General features: G+C 62.6%; 16 protein-coding genes. 13 read left to right on the top strand and 3 right to left on the bottom strand.

All coding sequences use genetic code 11. The annotated features are described in order from the left end of the window. The first annotated feature begins 80 nt into the window (after positions 1 to 80). From K3G63_RS04390 to K3G63_RS04380, 3 genes are all read left to right on the top strand, one after another. Positions 81 to 1,382: a folylpolyglutamate synthase/dihydrofolate synthase family protein gene (locus tag K3G63_RS04390; protein WP_220612862.1), complete on the top strand. Its 1,302-nt coding sequence runs from the start codon at positions 81 to 83 to the stop codon at positions 1,380 to 1,382. A gap of 134 nt (positions 1,383 to 1,516) precedes the next feature. Beyond that, complete coding sequence (gene trmB, locus K3G63_RS04385; protein ID WP_220612861.1) at positions 1,517 to 2,179, top strand: tRNA (guanosine(46)-N7)-methyltransferase TrmB; 663 nt, start codon at positions 1,517 to 1,519, stop codon at positions 2,177 to 2,179. Between the two features lie 178 nt (positions 2,180 to 2,357). Then, entirely contained in the window at positions 2,358 to 3,191 is an 834-nt protein-coding gene (locus K3G63_RS04380; RefSeq protein WP_220612860.1) for a maleylpyruvate isomerase N-terminal domain-containing protein, read from the top strand. An 87-nt stretch (positions 3,192 to 3,278) separates the two neighbouring features. On the opposite strand, the gene K3G63_RS04375 is transcribed toward K3G63_RS04380, so the two are convergent. Further along, complete coding sequence (locus K3G63_RS04375; RefSeq protein WP_220612859.1) at positions 3,279 to 3,899, bottom strand: hypothetical protein; 621 nt, start codon at positions 3,897 to 3,899, stop codon at positions 3,279 to 3,281. Positions 3,900 to 4,215: 316 nt separating this feature from the next. On the opposite strand from K3G63_RS04375, the gene mnmA reads away from it, so the two are divergent. The 6 genes from mnmA to K3G63_RS04345 all read left to right on the top strand — a co-directional run bounded on the left by mnmA (position 4,216) and on the right by K3G63_RS04345 (position 12,134). Continuing rightward, a complete protein-coding gene (mnmA, locus tag K3G63_RS04370) occupies positions 4,216 to 5,364 on the top strand; it encodes a tRNA 2-thiouridine(34) synthase MnmA (protein ID WP_220612858.1) in 1,149 nt (382 codons plus the stop codon). A gap of 148 nt (positions 5,365 to 5,512) precedes the next feature. After that, positions 5,513 to 6,268: a hypothetical protein gene (locus K3G63_RS04365; RefSeq protein ID WP_220612857.1), complete on the top strand. Its 756-nt coding sequence runs from the start codon at positions 5,513 to 5,515 to the stop codon at positions 6,266 to 6,268. Positions 6,269 to 6,419: 151 nt separating this feature from the next. Then, the gene (locus K3G63_RS04360; protein WP_220612856.1) at positions 6,420 to 8,135 is read left to right on the top strand and encodes a S8 family serine peptidase; all 1,716 of its coding nucleotides are present in this window, start codon (positions 6,420 to 6,422) and stop codon (positions 8,133 to 8,135) included. Between the two features lie 207 nt (positions 8,136 to 8,342). Then, positions 8,343 to 8,663 (top strand): hypothetical protein, encoded by a 321-nt coding sequence (locus tag K3G63_RS04355; protein ID WP_220612855.1) that lies wholly within the window; start codon positions 8,343 to 8,345, stop codon positions 8,661 to 8,663. A gap of 202 nt (positions 8,664 to 8,865) precedes the next feature. Continuing rightward, positions 8,866 to 9,570 (top strand): ribulose-phosphate 3-epimerase, encoded by a 705-nt coding sequence (gene rpe, locus K3G63_RS04350; RefSeq protein ID WP_259404257.1) that lies wholly within the window; start codon positions 8,866 to 8,868, stop codon positions 9,568 to 9,570. 11 nt (positions 9,571 to 9,581) lie between these two features. After that, positions 9,582 to 12,134, top strand: a complete 2,553-nt coding sequence (locus K3G63_RS04345) for a carboxypeptidase-like regulatory domain-containing protein (protein ID WP_220612854.1) — start codon at positions 9,582 to 9,584, stop codon at positions 12,132 to 12,134. A gap of 272 nt (positions 12,135 to 12,406) precedes the next feature. Here K3G63_RS04345 and K3G63_RS04340 read toward each other — a convergent pair whose 3' ends face one another. Next, the gene (locus tag K3G63_RS04340) at positions 12,407 to 12,565 is read right to left on the bottom strand and encodes a hypothetical protein (protein ID WP_220612853.1); all 159 of its coding nucleotides are present in this window, start codon (positions 12,563 to 12,565) and stop codon (positions 12,407 to 12,409) included. Between the two features lie 105 nt (positions 12,566 to 12,670). Next, on the bottom strand, positions 12,671 to 13,657 hold the full coding sequence (locus K3G63_RS04335; RefSeq protein ID WP_259404351.1) for a DUF2911 domain-containing protein: 987 nt from the start codon (positions 13,655 to 13,657) through the stop codon (positions 12,671 to 12,673). Between the two features lie 199 nt (positions 13,658 to 13,856). Here K3G63_RS04335 and K3G63_RS22720 point away from each other — a divergent pair, with 199 nt between their 5' ends. The 4 genes from K3G63_RS22720 to hisC all read left to right on the top strand — a co-directional run bounded on the left by K3G63_RS22720 (position 13,857) and on the right by hisC (position 17,547). Continuing rightward, positions 13,857 to 13,979 (top strand): hypothetical protein, encoded by a 123-nt coding sequence (locus tag K3G63_RS22720; RefSeq protein ID WP_259404256.1) that lies wholly within the window; start codon positions 13,857 to 13,859, stop codon positions 13,977 to 13,979. 205 nt (positions 13,980 to 14,184) lie between these two features. Continuing rightward, positions 14,185 to 15,036: an ATP phosphoribosyltransferase gene (gene hisG, locus K3G63_RS04330; RefSeq protein ID WP_220612851.1), complete on the top strand. Its 852-nt coding sequence runs from the start codon at positions 14,185 to 14,187 to the stop codon at positions 15,034 to 15,036. 117 nt (positions 15,037 to 15,153) lie between these two features. Beyond that, positions 15,154 to 16,449, top strand: coding sequence for a histidinol dehydrogenase (gene hisD / locus K3G63_RS04325; RefSeq protein WP_220612850.1), 1,296 nt, complete (start codon positions 15,154 to 15,156; stop codon positions 16,447 to 16,449). 45 nt (positions 16,450 to 16,494) lie between these two features. After that, positions 16,495 to 17,547 carry a histidinol-phosphate transaminase gene (hisC, locus tag K3G63_RS04320; protein ID WP_220612849.1) on the top strand — a complete coding sequence of 351 codons (1,053 nt, stop codon included), beginning with the start codon at positions 16,495 to 16,497 and terminating at the stop codon, positions 17,545 to 17,547. The last annotated feature ends 77 nt before the right edge of the window (positions 17,548 to 17,624 follow it).

The raw sequence follows: 17,624 nt of genomic DNA, 5'->3' as shown, positions 1-17,624 counted from the left end.
GGCGCTTCGTGCTTTCATTGGCAAACACAAAGCAGACGTAGCCGCTTACCTTTGCAGCCTGCATATCCGCTTCGCTACCCATGACCTACCAGCAAACCCTCGATTACCTCTACCACCAGTTGCCCATGTTTCAGCGGGTAGGGGAAGCGGGGTACAAGCCGGGGCTGGAGCGCACGGAGGCCCTGGCGGCGGCTACGGGCAACCCCGAGCGGAAATTTAAGAGCGTACACATAGCGGGGACCAACGGCAAGGGTAGTTCCTCGAACCTACTGGCAGCCGTACTGCAGGCGGCCGGCTACAAGGTGGGCCTCTACACCTCGCCCCACCTTAAGGAGTTTACCGAGCGCATCAAAGTAAATGGTCAGGACCTGGCCCCCGACTACCTCGTGGCCTGGGTGGAACGCTGGCGCGGCTATTTCGAGGAGGTGCAGCCCTCGTTCTTTGAAATGTGCGTGGCGCTGGCCTTCGATTACTTCGCCGAGCAGCAGGTGGACATTGCCGTGGTGGAAGTCGGCCTGGGCGGGCGCCTCGATTCCACGAATATCATCCGGCCCCTGGTGTCCCTGATTACCAACATCAGCTTCGACCACCAGAACCTGCTGGGCAACACGCTACCCCAGATTGCCAGCGAAAAGGCCGGCATCATTAAGCCCGGCGTACCGGCCATCATCAGCCAAACCCAGCCAGAAGTAGCCCCGGTGTTCGAGCAGAAAGCCCAGCTAGAAGGCGCCCCGCTGCTGTTTGCCGACGCCCGCTACCGCGCCGAACTGCTGCACGAGCCTACCCCCGAAGACGACACCCAACGCCTCCGCCTGACCTACCAGAATGCGCCCTACCTGGAAGATGTGGACCTGAGGCTGGTAGGAGACTACCAACGGCTGAACCTGCCCGGCGTGCTGGCCGTGCTGGATGAGCTACGCCGCCAAGGTTTCGTGATACCCGAAGCGGCCGTGCGCGAAGGACTGCGGGAGGTAGGTCGCCTCACCGGTTTCCGGGGCCGCTGGACCATCCTGGGTCGCCAGCCCTTGGTGGTTTGCGACACGGGCCACAACGAAGCGGGTATCCGTTTTATCACCGGGCAGCTGGCGCGTCTACCATACCGGCAGTTGCACATTGTGCTGGGGGTAGTAAATGACAAGGACGTGAGCAAGATGCTGAGCCTGCTGCCCCAGCACGCTACGTACTATTTCTGCCAGGCTACTATTCCGCGGGCATTGCCGGCTGCAGAGCTGGCCGAGCGGGCCGCCGCCGTGGGACTGCACGGCCAGGCGTATGGACCCGTGCCAGCTGCCGTAGCCGCCGCCCGCGCCGCCGCCGCGCCCGATGATGTGGTCTTCATTGGGGGTAGTACTTTTGTGGTGGCCGAAATCGAGGAGCTGTAAAAGCTGTCATTCCGACCGCAGGGAGGAATCTGGGTTAAACCGCTATAGGGTATCCCCAGATTCCTCCCTGCGGTCGGAATGACACTCCCACTTCTGCCAAACCCTCTATTTCACCATCTCACCATTTCTCCGTTTTGAGTCGAGTAAAACTGAAGCGCTTCGCCGATAATGCCGAGCGCCCTGATGTAATTGAACCTGGTAAAGCCACGTATCAGCAGTTGGGCGGGCGCTGGCACGAAGAATTCTTCCGCAACACTAACCCCATTACCCTGGAGGTAGGCTGCGGAAAGGGCGAGTACACCGTGGGGCTGGCCGAGCGCTACCCCGAGCGCAACTTCCTGGGCCTCGACATCAAGGGGGAGCGAATCTGGCGGGGCAGCACCCGTGCTGAGGCCCTGGGCCTGACCAACGTGGGCTTCCTGCGCACCCGCGCCCACGATTTGCTTACCCATTTTGCGCCCGGCGAGCTGCACGAAATCTGGATTACCTTTCCCGATCCGCGCCCCCGCGACCGGGACATCAAGCGCCGCCTCACGGCTCCGCGCTTCCTGGACCTCTACCAGCAGGTGCTGCGCCCCGGCGGCCTTGTCCACCTGAAAACCGATAACGAAGGGCTGTTCGATTTCACCCTCGAAACCCTGCAGCAACGGCCCGGCGCTACCATCCTCGCCCACACCAAAGACCTCTACGAGACGCCCGAACTGCTCCCGCACGCCGAGGACATCCAGACGACCTTTGAGCGCAAATACCGCACCCTGGGTGTACCCATCAAGTACCTGCAGTTTCAGCTAACCTAGGCGTGAGGTAGCTGCCCACGGCGCAGACGTAGCCTTCTCCCGGAAGGTACCCGGGGCGGCCCGTGGGCCGGGCCGGGTGAGCCACATGCTCCAGGCTCAACCGTAAGGAGAAGTGAAAGACGTTCCTAAAAGGCAGACAGGTAGCCGCTACAAAACGCGCAAATTGCTAGTTTCGGGCATGCAACCTACCTCGATTCCTGTCACACTACCCCTGTTTCCTGAGCTGGACCGGCTGCTGCTGGAGGTGCTCGGCCGCCTTTCGCCTTCTGACTGGGACCGGCCGACGCTGGCGCCTGCCTGGAACGTGCGAGACGTAGCCCTGCACCTGCTCGACGGCAGCTTGCGCAGCCTGTCCATGCTCCGCGACGGCCATTTTGCCGGTCCCGGCCCGGCCAGCGGCGAGTACCCCGATGTGGTGCGCTACCTCAACGAGCTGAACAACTCCTGGGTGCAGGCGGGGCAGCGTTTGAGCCCAGCGGTACTGCTGTGGCTGCTGGAGCTGGTAGGTCCGGCCTATAACGCCTTTCTGGCGTCTCTGGACCCGGCTGCGCCGGCTACCTTTTCCGTGGCCTGGGCCGGCGAGGCCGAATCAACCAACCTTTTTCATATTGCCAGGGAGTACACCGAAAAGTGGCACCACCAGCAGCAGATCCGGCAGGCAGTAGGGCAGGAGGCACCGCTGCTGGAGCCGGCCTTGTACCGGCCTTTCGTGGCTACCTGCCTGCAGGCGCTGCCGTATCATTACCGGGAGGTGGCGGCCGCGGAGGGTACTGCGGTTCGCTTTGGCATTACGGGGGTAGATACCTGGTTTCTGCTGCGTGCCGAGGGAGCCTGGAAGCTAGGGCTGAACTACCACGGCCCGGTAACAGCCGCGGTAGAGCTGGCCGGGGAAGTGGCCTGGCGGCTGTTTACCAAAAGCCTGCCCCGGGCTACGGCCGCAAGTCACCTGATTTTCCAGGGGCCCCCGTCTTTAACCGATCCACTCTATTCGCTGGTAACGGTAATGGCTTAGGTATTAACCAACCGGCGTACCCCCTAACGCGGCATTTCCTTGCCACAGGTAAGCGCTGCGTTAGGGGGGGCACACGCAGGGAGTACGCTAGTCTTCTAGCTGCTCGAATACAGCTTCCATTTCGTCAAAGTCGCGCAGGCCGGGTTTGATTTCGTCGCCGCCCTGGAGCACAATGCCGGCCGGCCCTACGGCCTCCACGTACGCGCGCAGGTTGTCGGGAGCAAAGCCCGCGCCCAGCCACAGGTGGTAGAGGCGGGCATGTTCCGTGAGGCGAATTACTTCGGCCGGGTTGGGCAGCGGGTCGGGCGCAGTGGCTATAACGAAACCCGCGAAGTGCGGAGCCTGCTCGCGCAGCAACAGGTCTACATCTTCAGGTACCATGTCCGGAATCCAGGTAAGTAGGCGCAGGGCGGGCACTAGCAGCTCAGCCAGCTCATCGGCGGGTCGGCGGCGGTGGAGGAGCACTGCGTGCAGGCCGCATTGCTGGGCCAGGGCATTGATCTGGTCTACCGGCAACGTATCAAATTCGCCAATAAGCTGCACGCCGGCCACCCAGCCGCTCAGCTCCTGCACGGTTTCGGGCGTGAGGTAGTCGGCAAAAGCGGGGTCCAGGCGGAAGGTCAGCGAGTCGGCACCCATACCGGCGCAGTAGCGGGCATCCGAGAGGTTATTGATGCCGCGCACCATCACGGGAACAATTAAAGACATAAGCGGGGTAGTCAGGGACGAAAGTTACACGAGAGCCGCGGCCTGTTCCGGCCGCGCTTGCGCTATCCGACTGCAATATTCGGTGATTTTTATGGGCGTAAGATGAATTCATCGACCGGCCTGCAGGCAAGCGCTTCAGAATGATGGTTCTACCCGGTAAGAAAACTTTTCGGCGTTGCGTACGCCCTCCCCAATGGGAGCAGAACGGTGCGTTTCCGGGCAAACTTGCCGGCGCATCACCAGGCAAACTGGCAATTGACGTACCTTTGCATATTCGGCCGGAACCTTTCACGCTTCGGGCGCAATTTCATTCAGTATGAACACAACGAAAGGACGGGTGCTGGTTGCCATGAGCGGCGGCATCGACAGCTCCGTGGCCGCCGTGCTGCTGCACGAGCAGGGCTACGAGGTAGTGGGAATGACCATGAAAACCTGGGATTATGCCTCGGCGGGCGGCAGCAAGAAGGAAACCGGCTGCTGCTCCCTCGACAGCATTAACGACGCCCGGCAGATCGCCGTGGAACTGGGCTTCCCACACTACATCATCGACATCCGCGACGAGTTCGGGGATTTTGTTATCAGCAACTTCACGGAGGAATACCTGGCGGGCCGTACGCCCAACCCCTGCGTACTCTGTAACACCCATATCAAGTGGGACGCGCTGCTGCGCCGCGCCGATCAGCTGGGCTGCGAATTTATTGCTACCGGCCACTACGCTCAGGTGCGGCACGAAAACGGGCGCTACGTTATCAGCAAGGGCATCGACGAAAACAAAGACCAGAGCTACGCCCTGTGGGGCGTCACGCAGGAAAGCCTGAGCCGCACGCTGTTCCCGCTGGGCCAGCTGCGCAAAACCGCTATTTATGACTTCGCCCGCGAGCGGGGCTTCACCGAGCTGGTAAACAAGCCCGAGAGCTACGAAATCTGCTTTATTCCCGACAACGACTACCGCGGCTTCCTGCGCCGCCGGGTGCCGGGGCTGGAGGAGCGCGTGGCCGGCGGCGAGTTTGTGCTGCGCGACGGCACGGTGGTAGGCAAGCACGAAGGCTACCCCTTCTACACCATCGGGCAGCGCAAAGGCCTGGGCGTGGCCCTGGGCTTCCCGGCCTACGTGACGGCCATCGACCCGGAAACCAACCGGGTAGTGCTCGGCAACTTCGACGACCTGGCCAGCACCCGCACGGTAGTAGGCAAGCTCAACATGGGCAAGTATGCCTCCCTCGAAGGGCGGGGCCTGGTGCCCAGCGTCACTAAAATCCGCTATAATCATGATGGCTCCCCGGCTTTCCTGGAGCAGAAGGGCGACAAGATGTATATCTACTTCGAGGAAGCGGTGCACGCCGTCACCCCCGGCCAGGCCGCTGTTTTCTACGACGGCCAGGATGTGCTGGGGGGGGGCTGGATTGAGCGCCACACCATTGGCGAAATTCCCGAGCCATTGGCTGCGGCCGTAGCCGCTGAGTAAGTCCGGCTTTCTACCCGAGGCGCGAACGAAGGTTCGCGCCTCGTGCGTTGGGCGCGAACCGGCCCCCACCGGGTTACCGTAAGGTTTAGGCGGGAGCTGGCCGGAAATATGCTCACCCTGTCGTATTTTCCCCACGTATTGCGCTACTATGAAGAAGACCTATTCGCTACTACCGCGTTTTTTGTCGTTTCCCGGGCGGGCGGGGCTGGTGCCGCTGCTGGTGGGCGCGACGGCCCTGGCTGGCTGCCAGAATGAAACGGAAGCTGTGCCGGACCAGGGCCGGGACTACTACCCCCTGGAACTGGGCGCCTACCGCATTTACGACGTAGTAGATAGCTTATACCAGGCCAATGTGCCCACCGTCAGTCGGTTTCAGTTTAAAGAGCAGGTCGACTCGGCCCTGGAGCCCGATGCGACCGGACAGCCGGCCTACCGTATTATTCGTTCCCGCCGCACCCTGGCCACGGATGCCTGGCGGGTTGACTCGGTGATAACCGTGACCAACACCGGCCGGGCCCTGACTGAGCAGCGCCATAACCGCCGCACGGTGGAGCTGGTGTTCCCGGTGCAGGAGGGCAAGACCTGGAATGTAAATGCGTTTAATACCCTGGATTCCATCACGGTGGTTAACCGCTTCTATGTGGGCGCCGAGCAGCCATTCAGCATTACGCGCAGCGGTCAAACCTACCAGTACGAACACACTGTCACTACGCTCAACGACGTGGCCCAGGACGTAAACGCGGCGTACACCACCGTTGTGCGCACCACGTTTGCCCGGGGCGTAGGGCCCGTGTACCGGGTGCGCCGGCGCTTTATCAGCCGCTGCGACGCGGTAGGGTGCAACCCGGCCTTTAAGCAGCAGGGCCAGTCGCGTAGCGAGGTGCTGATTGACTACGGTAAGTAAGGCAAGGTAACCCGCCGCCCCCGGACCTGCCAAACGTTCGCTTCAGCCGGTTACGGAGGCGTCGGGCTAAGCTAGCGGGTGCAAACCGCCTCCGAAAAGGACAAACCACTTGATTCCTTCGTATCTTCCGGCACGTCAATTCGGCATTTGAATGGTACTATCTCGTCTCTTTTTTCGCCTGCTGTTGGTGGCTGGCCTGAGCCCCCAGGCCCTGCCCGCGACGGCCAGGACGGGTGGCCCGTCCGCGGCGGCCCCCGGGGCCGCGACCCCCACGGGTACGGTGCGCAAGCACCTGATTTATTTCAAAGATAAAGCCGGTACGCCCTATAGCGTTACCCAGCCCCAGGCGTTTCTTTCCGCCCGGGCCGTGCAGCGCCGGCAGCGGCAGAATATTGCCATCCTACCCCGCGACCTGCCGGTGAGCCCCGCCTACGTGCAGCAACTCAAGGCCGTGCCGGGCGCCCAGCTCTGGTACACCTCGCGCTGGTTTAACGCCGCCGTCGTGGCGTGCGACTCGGCCACGCTGCAGCAGGTGCAGGCGCTGCCCTGCGTACGCGCGGCGCGCACCCTGAACCGGGGAGGGGCGGGCACTCGCAAGCGTGGGGAGGGGGACCAGTCGCCCACAACTCAGGAGCGCGGCACCCGCAGCCAGTACGGGAAGGCCTTCACGCAGGGCCAGATGCTCGGGGCCGTGCAGATGCACGACGCGGGCTTTCGGGGTGAGGGCCTGCAGATTGCCGTCTTCGACGCGGGTTTTCCGGGCGTGGATACCGCCCCGGCCTTTGCCCGGCTGCGGCAGGAGCAGCGCCTGGCCAGTACGTTTAACTTCGTGGACAAAAACACGAGCGTCTACCAGCGCAACAACCACGGGACCCACTGCCTCTCTACCATGGCCGGCAACCAGGCGGGCGTTTACATCGGGACGGCTCCCAACGCTACCTACCACCTCTGCATCACGGAAGATATCTACTCCGAGCATCCGGTGGAGGAAGCCAATTGGCTGATAGCGGCGGAGTACGCCGACTCGGCCGGGGTCGACATTATCAGTTCCTCGCTGGGCTATACCACTTTCGATTATCCCTCGATTGACTACACGTACGCCGACTTAAACGGCCGCACCGCTATTTCCACCCGGGCTGCTACCGTGGCCGCGCGGGTAGGAATGCTGGTGGTGAACAGCGCCGGCAACGAGGGCAATAATTCCTGGCGCTACCTTACGGCCCCGGCCGATGCCGATTCCATCCTGACCGTAGGCGCCGTTGATTCCCTGCTGGTCCGGGCCTCGTTCAGCTCCCGCGGACCCACGGCCGATGGACGTATCAAGCCGAACCTGGCGGCCATGGGCCTGCAAACCGCCATTGTAGCGCCCGATGGCAGCGTAAACCGGGGTAGTGGCACTTCGTATTCCTGCCCGGTGCTGGCGGGTATGGCCGCCGGCTTCTGGCAGGCTAATCCACAGCTCACGGCCCAGCAGGTCATCAGCTTTCTGCAACGCTCGGGCACGCGCGCTATTACCCCCAACGATGAGGTCGGCTACGGCATTCCCAACTTTGTGCGGGCGTATAACTTGGCGAACCCCGGTACCCCGCTGGCGGCGGCCACCACCTCCGCGCGCGAGGACCTCTTTATTTATCCTAACCCGGTAAAAGAAACGGAGCTGTACTTGCAACTGGCCGTGGGCTTCCAGGCCGTGCCCCTGCGCGTGCGGATTTATGACGCGCGCGGTGCCCTGGTTTCGGAGCAGCAGGTAGCGCCCACTACGGCGGCGGCCGTGCGCCTGCAGCCCGGCCTGCTGGTAAAAGGCGTGTACACGTGCACCGTCAGCGCCGGGCGTGAGCAGCGCACCATTCGCTTTGTAAAGCTTTGACCTGCCCGTCATTGCCCGGGCTGTAGTTCCGGGCAAGCGGGTAACGCAAACCCAACGCCCGGTTTTTCAGCGAAAATGGGGCGTTGGGTTTGCTATTTTAGTTAGTATGATGCAAATTTAATTAGTCAATCGGGCACTTATCGGGGTGCTTGTGGTGTTGCATAGAACAGCCGCAGAGGCATTTTACACTTCCAACTCTCTTCCAGTATGTTACAAATGATGGTCTCCAAGCGCATTGGGCGCCGCCAGTTTCACTTCACGGTGCAGGGCGCCAACTTCCACGAAGTGGTAGCCGAGTACGACCGGCTTAGCTTTCCCGATGTGCCCAAGTGTGGCCTCTGCGGCTCCGATAACCTGGACCTGACGGCCCGGGTCGCCCAGGATAAGTTTAAATACACTTCCGTCAAATGCCTGGATTGCCGCGGCGACGTGACCTTTGGCAAACGCCAGGACGACGACCAGACGGTGTTTCTGCGCAAAACCGAGGACAGTAAGCTTGATTGGCGCGCCTGGGAAAAACCCAGCTAAACGGCCGCCGCAATAGCTATCCACAACGAGGCGCCCGAACAATACCAGTTCGGGCGCCTCGTTGTATAAGGGGCCCAGGCTTTGCCAGCAAAACCTCAGCAAAGCCTTTTACCTCACCCGCAACCCCTGTGCCACCGCTTCCCGCTAGTTTATCCGGTACCTGCGCTATCCGCACCTGCGTGCAATCTGCTACTTTCGCGCTATGAACCTTACCCGTCGCCTGGCCCCCTTGCTGGCCCCTTCACTTCTCGCCGCCGACTTTGGCAATCTGCAATCCGAAACGGAGCGCCTGGCTGGCTCGGCCGCCGACTGGCTGCACTTCGATGTGATGGACGGGCGCTTTGTTCCCAATATTTCCTTTGGTATCCCTGTGTTGCAGGCCGTACACCGGCACGCCCAGCAGCCCATTGACGTGCACCTGATGATAGAAGAGCCCCAGCACTACCTCAGCGCCTTCCGCGACGCTGGGGCGGCTAATATCACGGTCCACTATGAGGCGTGCCCGCACCTGCACCGGGTGGTGCAGCAGATTAAGCAGCTGGGCTGCCGGGCCGGGGTCGCCCTGAATCCGCACACCCCGGTGGGGGTGCTGGAAGACATTGCCGCCGACCTGGATCTGGTGTGTGTAATGTCCGTGAATCCGGGCTTCGGGGGGCAAACCTTTATTCCAAACACCCTGCGTAAGGTAGCGGCCCTGAAAGAGCTGCTGGTAGACAGCGGGTCATCGGCCCTGATTGAAGTGGACGGCGGCGTTAGCCTCGACAACGCTGGCGCGCTGGTGGAAGCCGGGGCAGATGTGCTGGTGGCTGGCTCGTTCGTGTTTAATTCACCCGACCCGGTGGCTACTCTGGCCTTGATGCGCCAGCAGTTAGCTGCCGTGGCCGCTGGTGAGGAAGAGGATAAGTAAGCGCACCGCGGATGTTGAACCGTTTCCGCTCTTATTCGGGCCTGTGGCTAGCCTGGCTGCTGCGCCCGTTGCCCGTGGGAGTCACCCTGGCCCTGACGGCGGGCCCCCTGCCAGTTGCGCTGGCCCAACAGCCTGCGGCCCGCGTGGTAGTTTCCGGCACCGTGCGCGATGCGGCGGGCCAGCCGCTGGAGCAGGTGGCAGTGGGAGTGGAGGGCGCGCCCGGCGGCACCACTACCGACGAGCGGGGTCGTTTTACCCTGAGCGTGGGGCGCCCCGTGAGTGGGAAAGCGCCGGTGCTGGTGCTGCGCCGCCTGGGCTATCAAACCCAGCGCATCCCCCTGAGCTCGTCGGAGCCGCGCGAACTCACCCTCACGCTGGCCGAAGATGCCCGCAGCCTAGGCAACGTAACCGTGCGCGGCCGCACCGACGTAGCCGATACCCGGGAGCAGGTTAGTCTGCTCCAACTGGAGCCGCGCACGGCCAAGGAAATTCCCTCGCCCTTCGGCGACTTCAGTGCCGTGCTCAAAACGCTGCCCGGGGTTGCCAGCACCAACGAGCTGACCAGTACGTACTCCGTGCGGGGCGGCAACTACGAGGAAAACCTGGTGTACGTGAACGGGTTTGAGGTGTACCGCCCGTTTTTGGTTACGGCCGCCGCCCAGGAAGGCCTCAGCTTTATCAACCCGGACCTCGTAAACCGGGTGGAGTTTTCGACCGGAGGCTGGCAGCCTAAGTTCGGCGACAAGCTTTCCTCGGTGCTCAACGTGGAGTACAAGCGGCCGACCGCCTTCGGGGCCTCGGCTACGGCCAGCCTGGTAGGGGGTACGGCCCATGTGGAGGCTGCCTCGCCCTCCCGGCGCGTAAGCTACCTAGCCGGAGTACGCTACAAAAACGCCACCTACGTCTTTAACTCCCTGCAGCAGCAGCAGGGGCGCTACACCCCCACCTTCTACGACGGGCAAAGCCTGATTACCGTCGCGCTGGGCCCGAAAGACAACGTGGAGCGCACGTCACTGGGTATTTTCAACACGGTGGCCCACAACGATTTTCGCTTCAACCCCGAGAGCGGGGAAAGTACCTTCAGTACGGCCGCCGGCCAGCTTTCCCGCCTTTACATCGGCTATGGCGGCCGGGAGCGGATGCAGTACGATACCTACCAGGGTGGGCTTAGCCTGCGCCACGAGCTGCGGCGCAATCTGCAGGTGGAGCTGCTGGGCGGCCTGCTGTACTCCCGCGAGTTTGAGTACCGCGACGTAGAAGCCGCCTACGACATTGCCGAAATCAACCGCGACCCGGATTCTCCGGATTTTGGCCTGGACCGCAACCGCCGGGGCCTGGGCTCCCGCTTCGACCACTCCCGCAATACGCTCACGGCCCGCATTGCCACCCTGGAAACCCGCGGTACCTGGACGCCCGGTGAGCGAAGCGCCGTGCGCTGGGGGCTGAAAGTGGGTCGGGAAAGAATTCAGGACGAGCTAAACGAGTACAGCTTCACCGACTCGGCGGATTACGTGCCTGAAGCCCGCCGGACGCGCCTGGTTTCGAGCCTGGGCCTGGCCAGCACCCGCACCCAGGGCTACCTGCAGCATACCTACCAGTTCGATTCGCTGAAAACCCTAACCTACGGGCTCCGGCTTAATCACTGGACCGTAAACCAGCAGCTCACGTTCAGTCCCCGGGTGCAATACGCCTTCACCAGTGCCCGCAACCCGCGGGTGTCGTGGAAAGCGGCGGCCGGGGTGTACTACCAGCCCCCGTTCTACCGGGAACTGCGCTACCAGTCCGGCGCGCCCCAAGCCCAGCAGGGCGAGCTTAACCTGGACTTGCGGGCCCAACGCTCCCTGCACGTTATTGTGGGCAATGAGCTGCGCTTTACCAAGTGGGGCCGGCCGTTCCGCTTTACCGGGGAGGCCTACTACAAGTACCTGACCGACGTGGTGCCCTACGACATCGACAATGTGCGCCTGCGCTACTACGCCCGCAACAATGCCCGGGCCTACGCCGCCGGCCTCGACACCCGGGTGAGCGGGGAGTTTATTCCAGGTACGGAGTCGTGGTTTAGCTTGGGCGTGCTAACTACCCGCGAAAACCTTGCCGACGACTCCATTTCCCGCTACGAGGAAGGAAAGCTAGTCGGCCGCGACCCCAAGGGCTATATCCGCCGCCCCTCCGATCAGCGCCTGAACCTAGGCGTGTTCCTGCAAGACAACCTGCCGGGCAACCCCTCGGTGAAAGGCTACGTGAATCTGGTGTTCGGTACGGGGCTGCCGTTCAGCCCGCCGGCCGAGCCGGAGCTGCGCGGCACCAGTAAGCTGACGCGCTCCTACAAACGGGTGGATCTGGGCTTCACCAAGGTGCTTACCCTGCGCACGGCGGTGGAGGAAGCCAGCGGCCGGGCCGTGCAGCTCAAAACGCTCTGGGCCAGCCTGGAAATCCTCAACATCCTCGCCGCCGACAATCTGGCCGGCTACAACTACCTCCAGGATCTGAATGGCCGCACCTACGCCGTGCCCAACTTCCTGTCCCGCCGCCTCGTGAACCTGCGGGTCATTGCTCGGTTCTGAAGCGGCTCCGTCAGCCGCCGCACCGGTACTCCTGCGTGAGGCCAGAGCCCAAGTCCCTCGAACAGGAGCACGTGCAACAGCCGCAGTAGAGGAAAAACCAGGCAGGCAACGAAGTGACGGAGTTACGGCCCCGGATTTCTGCTGGCTTCCTTTCAGCACGAGCAAGCCGTAGGCCGGGAGCAGGCTCAGGAACAGGAAAGCATGGATAACGCCCTGCCCCTCGGCATCGTAACTGCCGCCGAAGAGCGGTAGCCCGATAGTGGGCCCGCAAATCAGCAGCGCCGGACGGCAGCTGGCGCCGGGCTACGGGCCTGAGAGAGCAGGGCAATAGCTCCCTCTACCAGCAGAGGTAGCAGAATTTCGGCGGGCGCCAGGTAGTAGGCCCGCAGCACGGTGCCGCCGGCGAGCAGCAGAGCGTGTAGCAGGCCCATGGCTGCGGGGCCGGGGTAGTGGGAGCAGCAGGAGAGGCAGCAGGAAAGCTGCCGGGCGCCAGCCGCCCGGGCACTTCTTGAATTGCTCTTTCTGCTAACGGGCCGTTAATACGCTTTGGCCTGCCATTCCGTGAGGGCAATACGCATGCTGGGTAGCTGATTCTTGAAAGTACTGTCTTCCTTGTCTCCAAGCTTGATAGCCTTGCGGGCGTACACAATGGCCGTCCCGAAATCTTGCTGCTGGGCCAGCAGCCGGGCCTTAATCCAATTGTTGGAAGCCGCATCCTGCAGCCGCAACGACTCGTTGATGTAGGAGAGGGCACGCTCGGCCTCAATGTTGTTCTGCACCAGGTAGTCGGCGGCCTGGGCCAGTAGCTGCCAGTCGCCGGGCTTCTGTTGCAGCACCTGCTCGATGCCGCTAAGCACCTGCTTGTGGACCTCCGTTTCGATGGGCAGGGTCAGGGTGCGCTTTTCCCAGGTGAGGTTGAGGTGGGCGCCTGTGGGCTTGATGTCGGAAAACCAGTACAGTAGGTTTTCGTGGAAAGCGGCCGTTTCCGGCATCGTCGGCACCCGAATCACGTCGTCGCGCTGATCGTAGCCCTCGGCGCCCCAGTGCGTGGTAACGCGGTTGAGTACCAACTCCCAGTCCCGATCCTGGTGCGGCATCACGTAAAAGGAGTACTTGCCGGCCGGCACCAGTTGCCCCCGCAGCAACACCGGAGTCGAGAAAGTGATGAGCGTGTTTTCGTTGGCACCCGCCCGCCAGATTTGGTCATAGGGCACGAGGCCCCCCCACACGGCCCGGCCCCGAACGGCCGGCGCATGGTAGTCTACGGTTACTTCCGTCAGGCCAAAGGTTTGGCTGACGATGGCGTGGGGGCTGGCCTGGGGCAGGGGCAATTGCACGGCCGGGGTTCCGCTGGCCGGGGCTGCCGGCGCGGGCGCCGAAACAGGAGCAGCAGGTTGGGCAGGCGTTTCGGGGGTAGCCGATGAGGGAGGGGTAGTAGTAGACTGGGCCCGCACTAGGGTGGTAGCGCACAGTAAGCTGATTCCTAATCCCAGACGAAGAGCCGAAAGCCGGACACTGTACATACGCAAGAGCAATAGGGGGTAGAAGCAAGACCCGAGGGGGCACGAGAGTTCAGGGAATTTCGCCTGAAACAATGATGCCAGAAATCAGGTTGCAGGGGGACGTAAAACGCAAAGGTCCGGCTTTCACGTAAAATTTTTGCTGAAAAGTTTTCATCCTACCCGTTGGCCCGTACATTTGCCCCGCTACTATCAGCCCCGTATGTCTTTCTCCGCGCTATTTCTAAGCCCCCGCCATTCCGTGGCCGCCCGCATTCTGGGCCGCCTGGCCGGGCCGAGCGCGTCGCAGCAGCACCATCATCACGGGCATCATTCCTCTTTCTAGAGGAATATACGCATCATATTGACCCCGTTGGGCGAACCGCACTGAGGTTCCCCGGCCCCCGCAAACAGGTGGCCCCGGCAGCATGTTGCCCTGTCCCAACGCCCCGGGTCGCACGGTTTTCCCCTGAATACATTTCGAATTTCGATGAAGATCGTGGCCCGTGGCCGGTCTTGCTTCCTGATTCCTCATTCTTACCACCGAAGATATGCTCCGTCTGGCCATCCAGAAATCGGGCCGCCTTAGCGAAGACTCCCTGAACCTGATTCGGGAGTGCGGTATCAGCTTCCTTAGCTCTTCCTACAAGCTCAAGACCGAAGCCACCAATTTCCCCCTCGAAATCCTTTACCTCCGCGACGACGACATTCCCGGCTACGTGCAGGATGGCGTGGCCGATCTGGGTATTGTGGGCCAGAACGTGCTGGTGGAAGCGGGCCTGCCCCAGCTTGAAATTGAAGGGCTCGGCTTCAGCAAGTGCCGCCTGAGCCTGGCCGTTCCCCGCGCCGCCGCGTACGATTCGGTGGCCGACCTGCAGGGCAAGAGCATTGCGACTTCCTACCCCCAGATTCTGGGTAGCTACCTGCAGGAGCGCGGCGTTTCGGCCCACCTGCATACCATTAGCGGCTCGGTGGAAATTGCGCCCAGTATTGGCCTGGCCGAAGCCATCTGTGATATTGTCAGCAGCGGCTCAACTTTGCTGGGCAATGGTCTGCGGGAGGTGGAAACCGTGTTTCGTTCCGAGGCCGTGCTCATCGCCACCCAACACCTGAGCTCCGAGAAAACGGCGTTGCTCGAGCAGCTGCAGTTTCGGATGCAGGCCGTGCGCCGTGCCCGCCGCAACAAATACATCGTGCTCAATGCCCCCGTGGCGGCCCTCGACGCCGTGAAAGCCCTGCTGCCGGGGATTAAGTCGCCGACGGTAACGGCCCTGGCCGAGGAAGGCTGGGTATCGGTACAGTCGGTAGTGAATGAGGACGATTTCTGGGATATCACCGGTCAGCTGAAAGCCGTCGGCGCCGAAGGCATTCTGGTGTTGCCCATCGAGAAAATGATTGCCTGATAAGCTACCGGGCAAGGCCGTAGGTCTGCACTCTATATATATAAGGAGTAGCAACGCACCAGCCGGCCCTCGCCCCGAAGAACACCAGCCGCTTATCACCCCTTCAGCTTTTCTTCTATGCAACTCTTTCACTACCCCGTTCAGAGCGAATGGCCCGCGCTGCAGCAGCGGGCGGCGGCCCAGCAGGCTCAGGACATCGACCAGCGGGTACAGCAGATTTTCGACGATGTGCGCCAGCGCGGCGACGCGGCTCTTATCGACTACGCCCGGCAGTTTGATGGGGCCGATGTATCGGGTGGCCTGCGCGTAACGCTGGAGGAGCTATCGGCCGCGGCCGCTCAGGTGCCCGCCGAGCTGCAGGCCGCTATCCGTCAGGCCCATGCCAACATTCTGCGGTTTCACGAGGCGCAGGTTCCTCAGCCCGAGCAGGTAGAAACCATGCCGGGCGTGCAGTGCTGGCGCCGGGCGGTGCCCGTGCAGCGGGTGGGCCTCTACATTCCGGGCGGCACGGCGCCGCTGTTCAGCACGCTCCTCATGCTGGGGGTTCCGGCCCGGTTGGCGGCCTGCCCGGAGGTAGTGCTGTGCACTCCGCCCCAGCGCGACGGCTCCGTGAATCCGGTGATTTTATTCACGGCCCACTTGCTGGGCATTCCTACCATTGTGAAAGCCGGTGGGGCCCAGGCCGTAGCTGCCCTGACGGGCGGTACCGCCGCGGTGCCCGCCGTCGACAAGATTTTCGGGCCCGGCAACCGCTACGTGACGGCCGCCAAGCAGTTGGCCACCCGCTACGGGGTAGCCATTGATATGCCGGCCGGCCCCTCCGAGGTACTCGTTATTGCGGACGCCTCGGCCAACCCGGCTTTCGTGGCCGCCGATTTGTTGAGCCAGGCCGAGCACGGCCCGGATTCGCAGGTGATTCTGTTGTCGGATTCGCCGCAGATGCTGGCGGCCACCCAGGCCGAAGTGGCCCGCCAGCTGGTGGAGCTGCCCCGGGCCGAGGTAGCCGCCCAGGCTCTGGCCGAAAGCCGGGCTATTCTGCTGCGCACTCCGGAGGAAATGCTGTATTTCTCGAATCAGTATGCCCCCGAGCACCTGATTCTGGCGGTGCAGAACCCGGAGCAATTGGCCGAGGGAGTGACCAGTGCGGGCTCGGTGTTTCTGGGCCACCTCACGCCGGAGGCCGCCGGCGACTATGCCTCGGGCACTAACCACACGCTGCCGACCAACGGGTACGCCCGCAACTACAGTGGCGTGTCGCTGGATTCCTTCCTGAAGAAAATCACGTTTCAGCGCCTTTCTCCGGAAGGGTTGCGCCAGGTAGGCCCGGTAGTAGAGCGTATGGCCGAGGCGGAAGGGCTCCGGGCCCACGCCCGCGCCATCACGCTGCGGCTGGAGTCGTTGACTGGCCAATAAAACAGAACGCGCGCTCCGGCGCGCCCTCCTAACCATTCGTGATTCATGTTTGATTTAGACAGCTTGGTGCGGCCCAATATCCGGGCCATGAAACCCTACTCTTCCGCGCGTGACGAGTTTCAGGGGGAGGCTCATGTTATGCTCGATGCCAACGAGAACAGCCTGGGCAGCGCCGGACCGGAGCGGTTCAACCGCTACCCCGACCCCGTGCAGCGCGCCGTGAAAGCCGGGCTGGCCCCGCTGAAAGGGGTGCAGCCCGAACAGATTTTCCTGGGCAACGGCTCCGACGAAGCCATCGACCTGCTGGTGCGGCTGACCTGTACGCCGGGGCAGGACAGCATTCTGATTTTGCCACCAACCTACGGCATGTACGAGGTAGCCGCCCACCTCAACGATGTGCGCATTGAGCGCCTGCCGCTTACCGCCGACTTTCAGGTAGCGCCCGAAACCGTAGCGGGGGTAGTGGCTTCCGAGGCCAAGCTGGTCTTTCTGTGCTCTCCCAACAACCCGACCGGTAACCTGCTCCACGCCGAAGCCATCGAGCAGATTCTGCGCGGCTTTCGGGGCCTGGTTGTAGTGGACGAAGCCTACGCTGACTTTGCCGCTGCCCCAAGCTGGACCACCCGGCTGGCGGAGTTTCCGAACCTGGTCGTGCTGCAAACTTTCTCCAAGGCCTGGGGGCTGGCGGGCCTGCGCCTGGGCATGGCCTTCGCAAGTCCGGCGCTCATTGGCTACCTCAACAAAATCAAGCCGCCCTATAACGTGTCGGAAGCTACCCAGCAGCATGCTCTGCAGGCCCTGCGCGATGCGTCCCGTTTCGAGGCCATGATTCAGGAGTTGTTGCAGGGGCGCACCTGGCTGGCCGAGCGCCTGCCGGCGCTGCCCAGTGTAGAAACGGTGTTTCCATCGGATGCCAACTTTCTGCTCGTGCGCTTCCGCCCCGATGCCACCGCCGTGTATGATTTCCTGGTGCGCCGCGGCATTATTGTGCGCAACCGCACCACCCAGCCTGGTTGCGCCGGCACGCTCCGGCTTACCGTGGGCTCGCCTGCGGAAAACGAGCAGCTACTCGAAGCCTTGCGCGAGTTCCAGGGGTAGCGCCGAGTTTAGCGCGTATTACGGCCGCGCGTGCGGCTTCTATTATTGACCATGCAGGCGTGGGGAACTCTCCGCGT

Origin of the sequence: Hymenobacter sp. HSC-4F20 (genome assembly GCF_019599275.1) — a bacterium.
In the GTDB taxonomy this organism is placed as follows: Bacteria; Bacteroidota; Bacteroidia; order Cytophagales; family Hymenobacteraceae; genus Hymenobacter.
Note: the sequence above shows the minus strand (reverse complement) of the source record. Positions and strands in the feature narration are given on the sequence as shown.

Excerpts from the sequence above, each read along its gene's own strand:
- mnmA (WP_220612858.1), top strand. The coding sequence starts at position 4,216 with ATGAACACAACGAAAGGACGGGTGCTGGTTGCCATGAGCGGCGGCATC.
- hisG (WP_220612851.1), top strand. The coding sequence starts at position 14,185 with ATGCTCCGTCTGGCCATCCAGAAATCGGGCCGCCTTAGCGAAGACTCC.
- rpe (WP_259404257.1), top strand. The coding sequence starts at position 8,866 with ATGAACCTTACCCGTCGCCTGGCCCCCTTGCTGGCCCCTTCACTTCTC.
- K3G63_RS04335 (WP_259404351.1), bottom strand. The coding sequence starts at position 13,657 with ATGTACAGTGTCCGGCTTTCGGCTCTTCGTCTGGGATTAGGAATCAGC.
- K3G63_RS04380 (WP_220612860.1), top strand. The coding sequence starts at position 2,358 with ATGCAACCTACCTCGATTCCTGTCACACTACCCCTGTTTCCTGAGCTG.
- K3G63_RS04345 (WP_220612854.1), top strand. The coding sequence starts at position 9,582 with ATGTTGAACCGTTTCCGCTCTTATTCGGGCCTGTGGCTAGCCTGGCTG.
- K3G63_RS04360 (WP_220612856.1), top strand. The coding sequence starts at position 6,420 with ATGGTACTATCTCGTCTCTTTTTTCGCCTGCTGTTGGTGGCTGGCCTG.
- hisD (WP_220612850.1), top strand. The coding sequence starts at position 15,154 with ATGCAACTCTTTCACTACCCCGTTCAGAGCGAATGGCCCGCGCTGCAG.
- K3G63_RS04340 (WP_220612853.1), bottom strand. The coding sequence starts at position 12,565 with ATGGGCCTGCTACACGCTCTGCTGCTCGCCGGCGGCACCGTGCTGCGG.
- K3G63_RS04365 (WP_220612857.1), top strand. The coding sequence starts at position 5,513 with ATGAAGAAGACCTATTCGCTACTACCGCGTTTTTTGTCGTTTCCCGGG.
- K3G63_RS04390 (WP_220612862.1), top strand. The coding sequence starts at position 81 with ATGACCTACCAGCAAACCCTCGATTACCTCTACCACCAGTTGCCCATG.
- K3G63_RS22720 (WP_259404256.1), top strand. The coding sequence starts at position 13,857 with ATGTCTTTCTCCGCGCTATTTCTAAGCCCCCGCCATTCCGTGGCCGCC.
- K3G63_RS04375 (WP_220612859.1), bottom strand. The coding sequence starts at position 3,899 with ATGTCTTTAATTGTTCCCGTGATGGTGCGCGGCATCAATAACCTCTCG.
- K3G63_RS04355 (WP_220612855.1), top strand. The coding sequence starts at position 8,343 with ATGTTACAAATGATGGTCTCCAAGCGCATTGGGCGCCGCCAGTTTCAC.
- hisC (WP_220612849.1), top strand. The coding sequence starts at position 16,495 with ATGTTTGATTTAGACAGCTTGGTGCGGCCCAATATCCGGGCCATGAAA.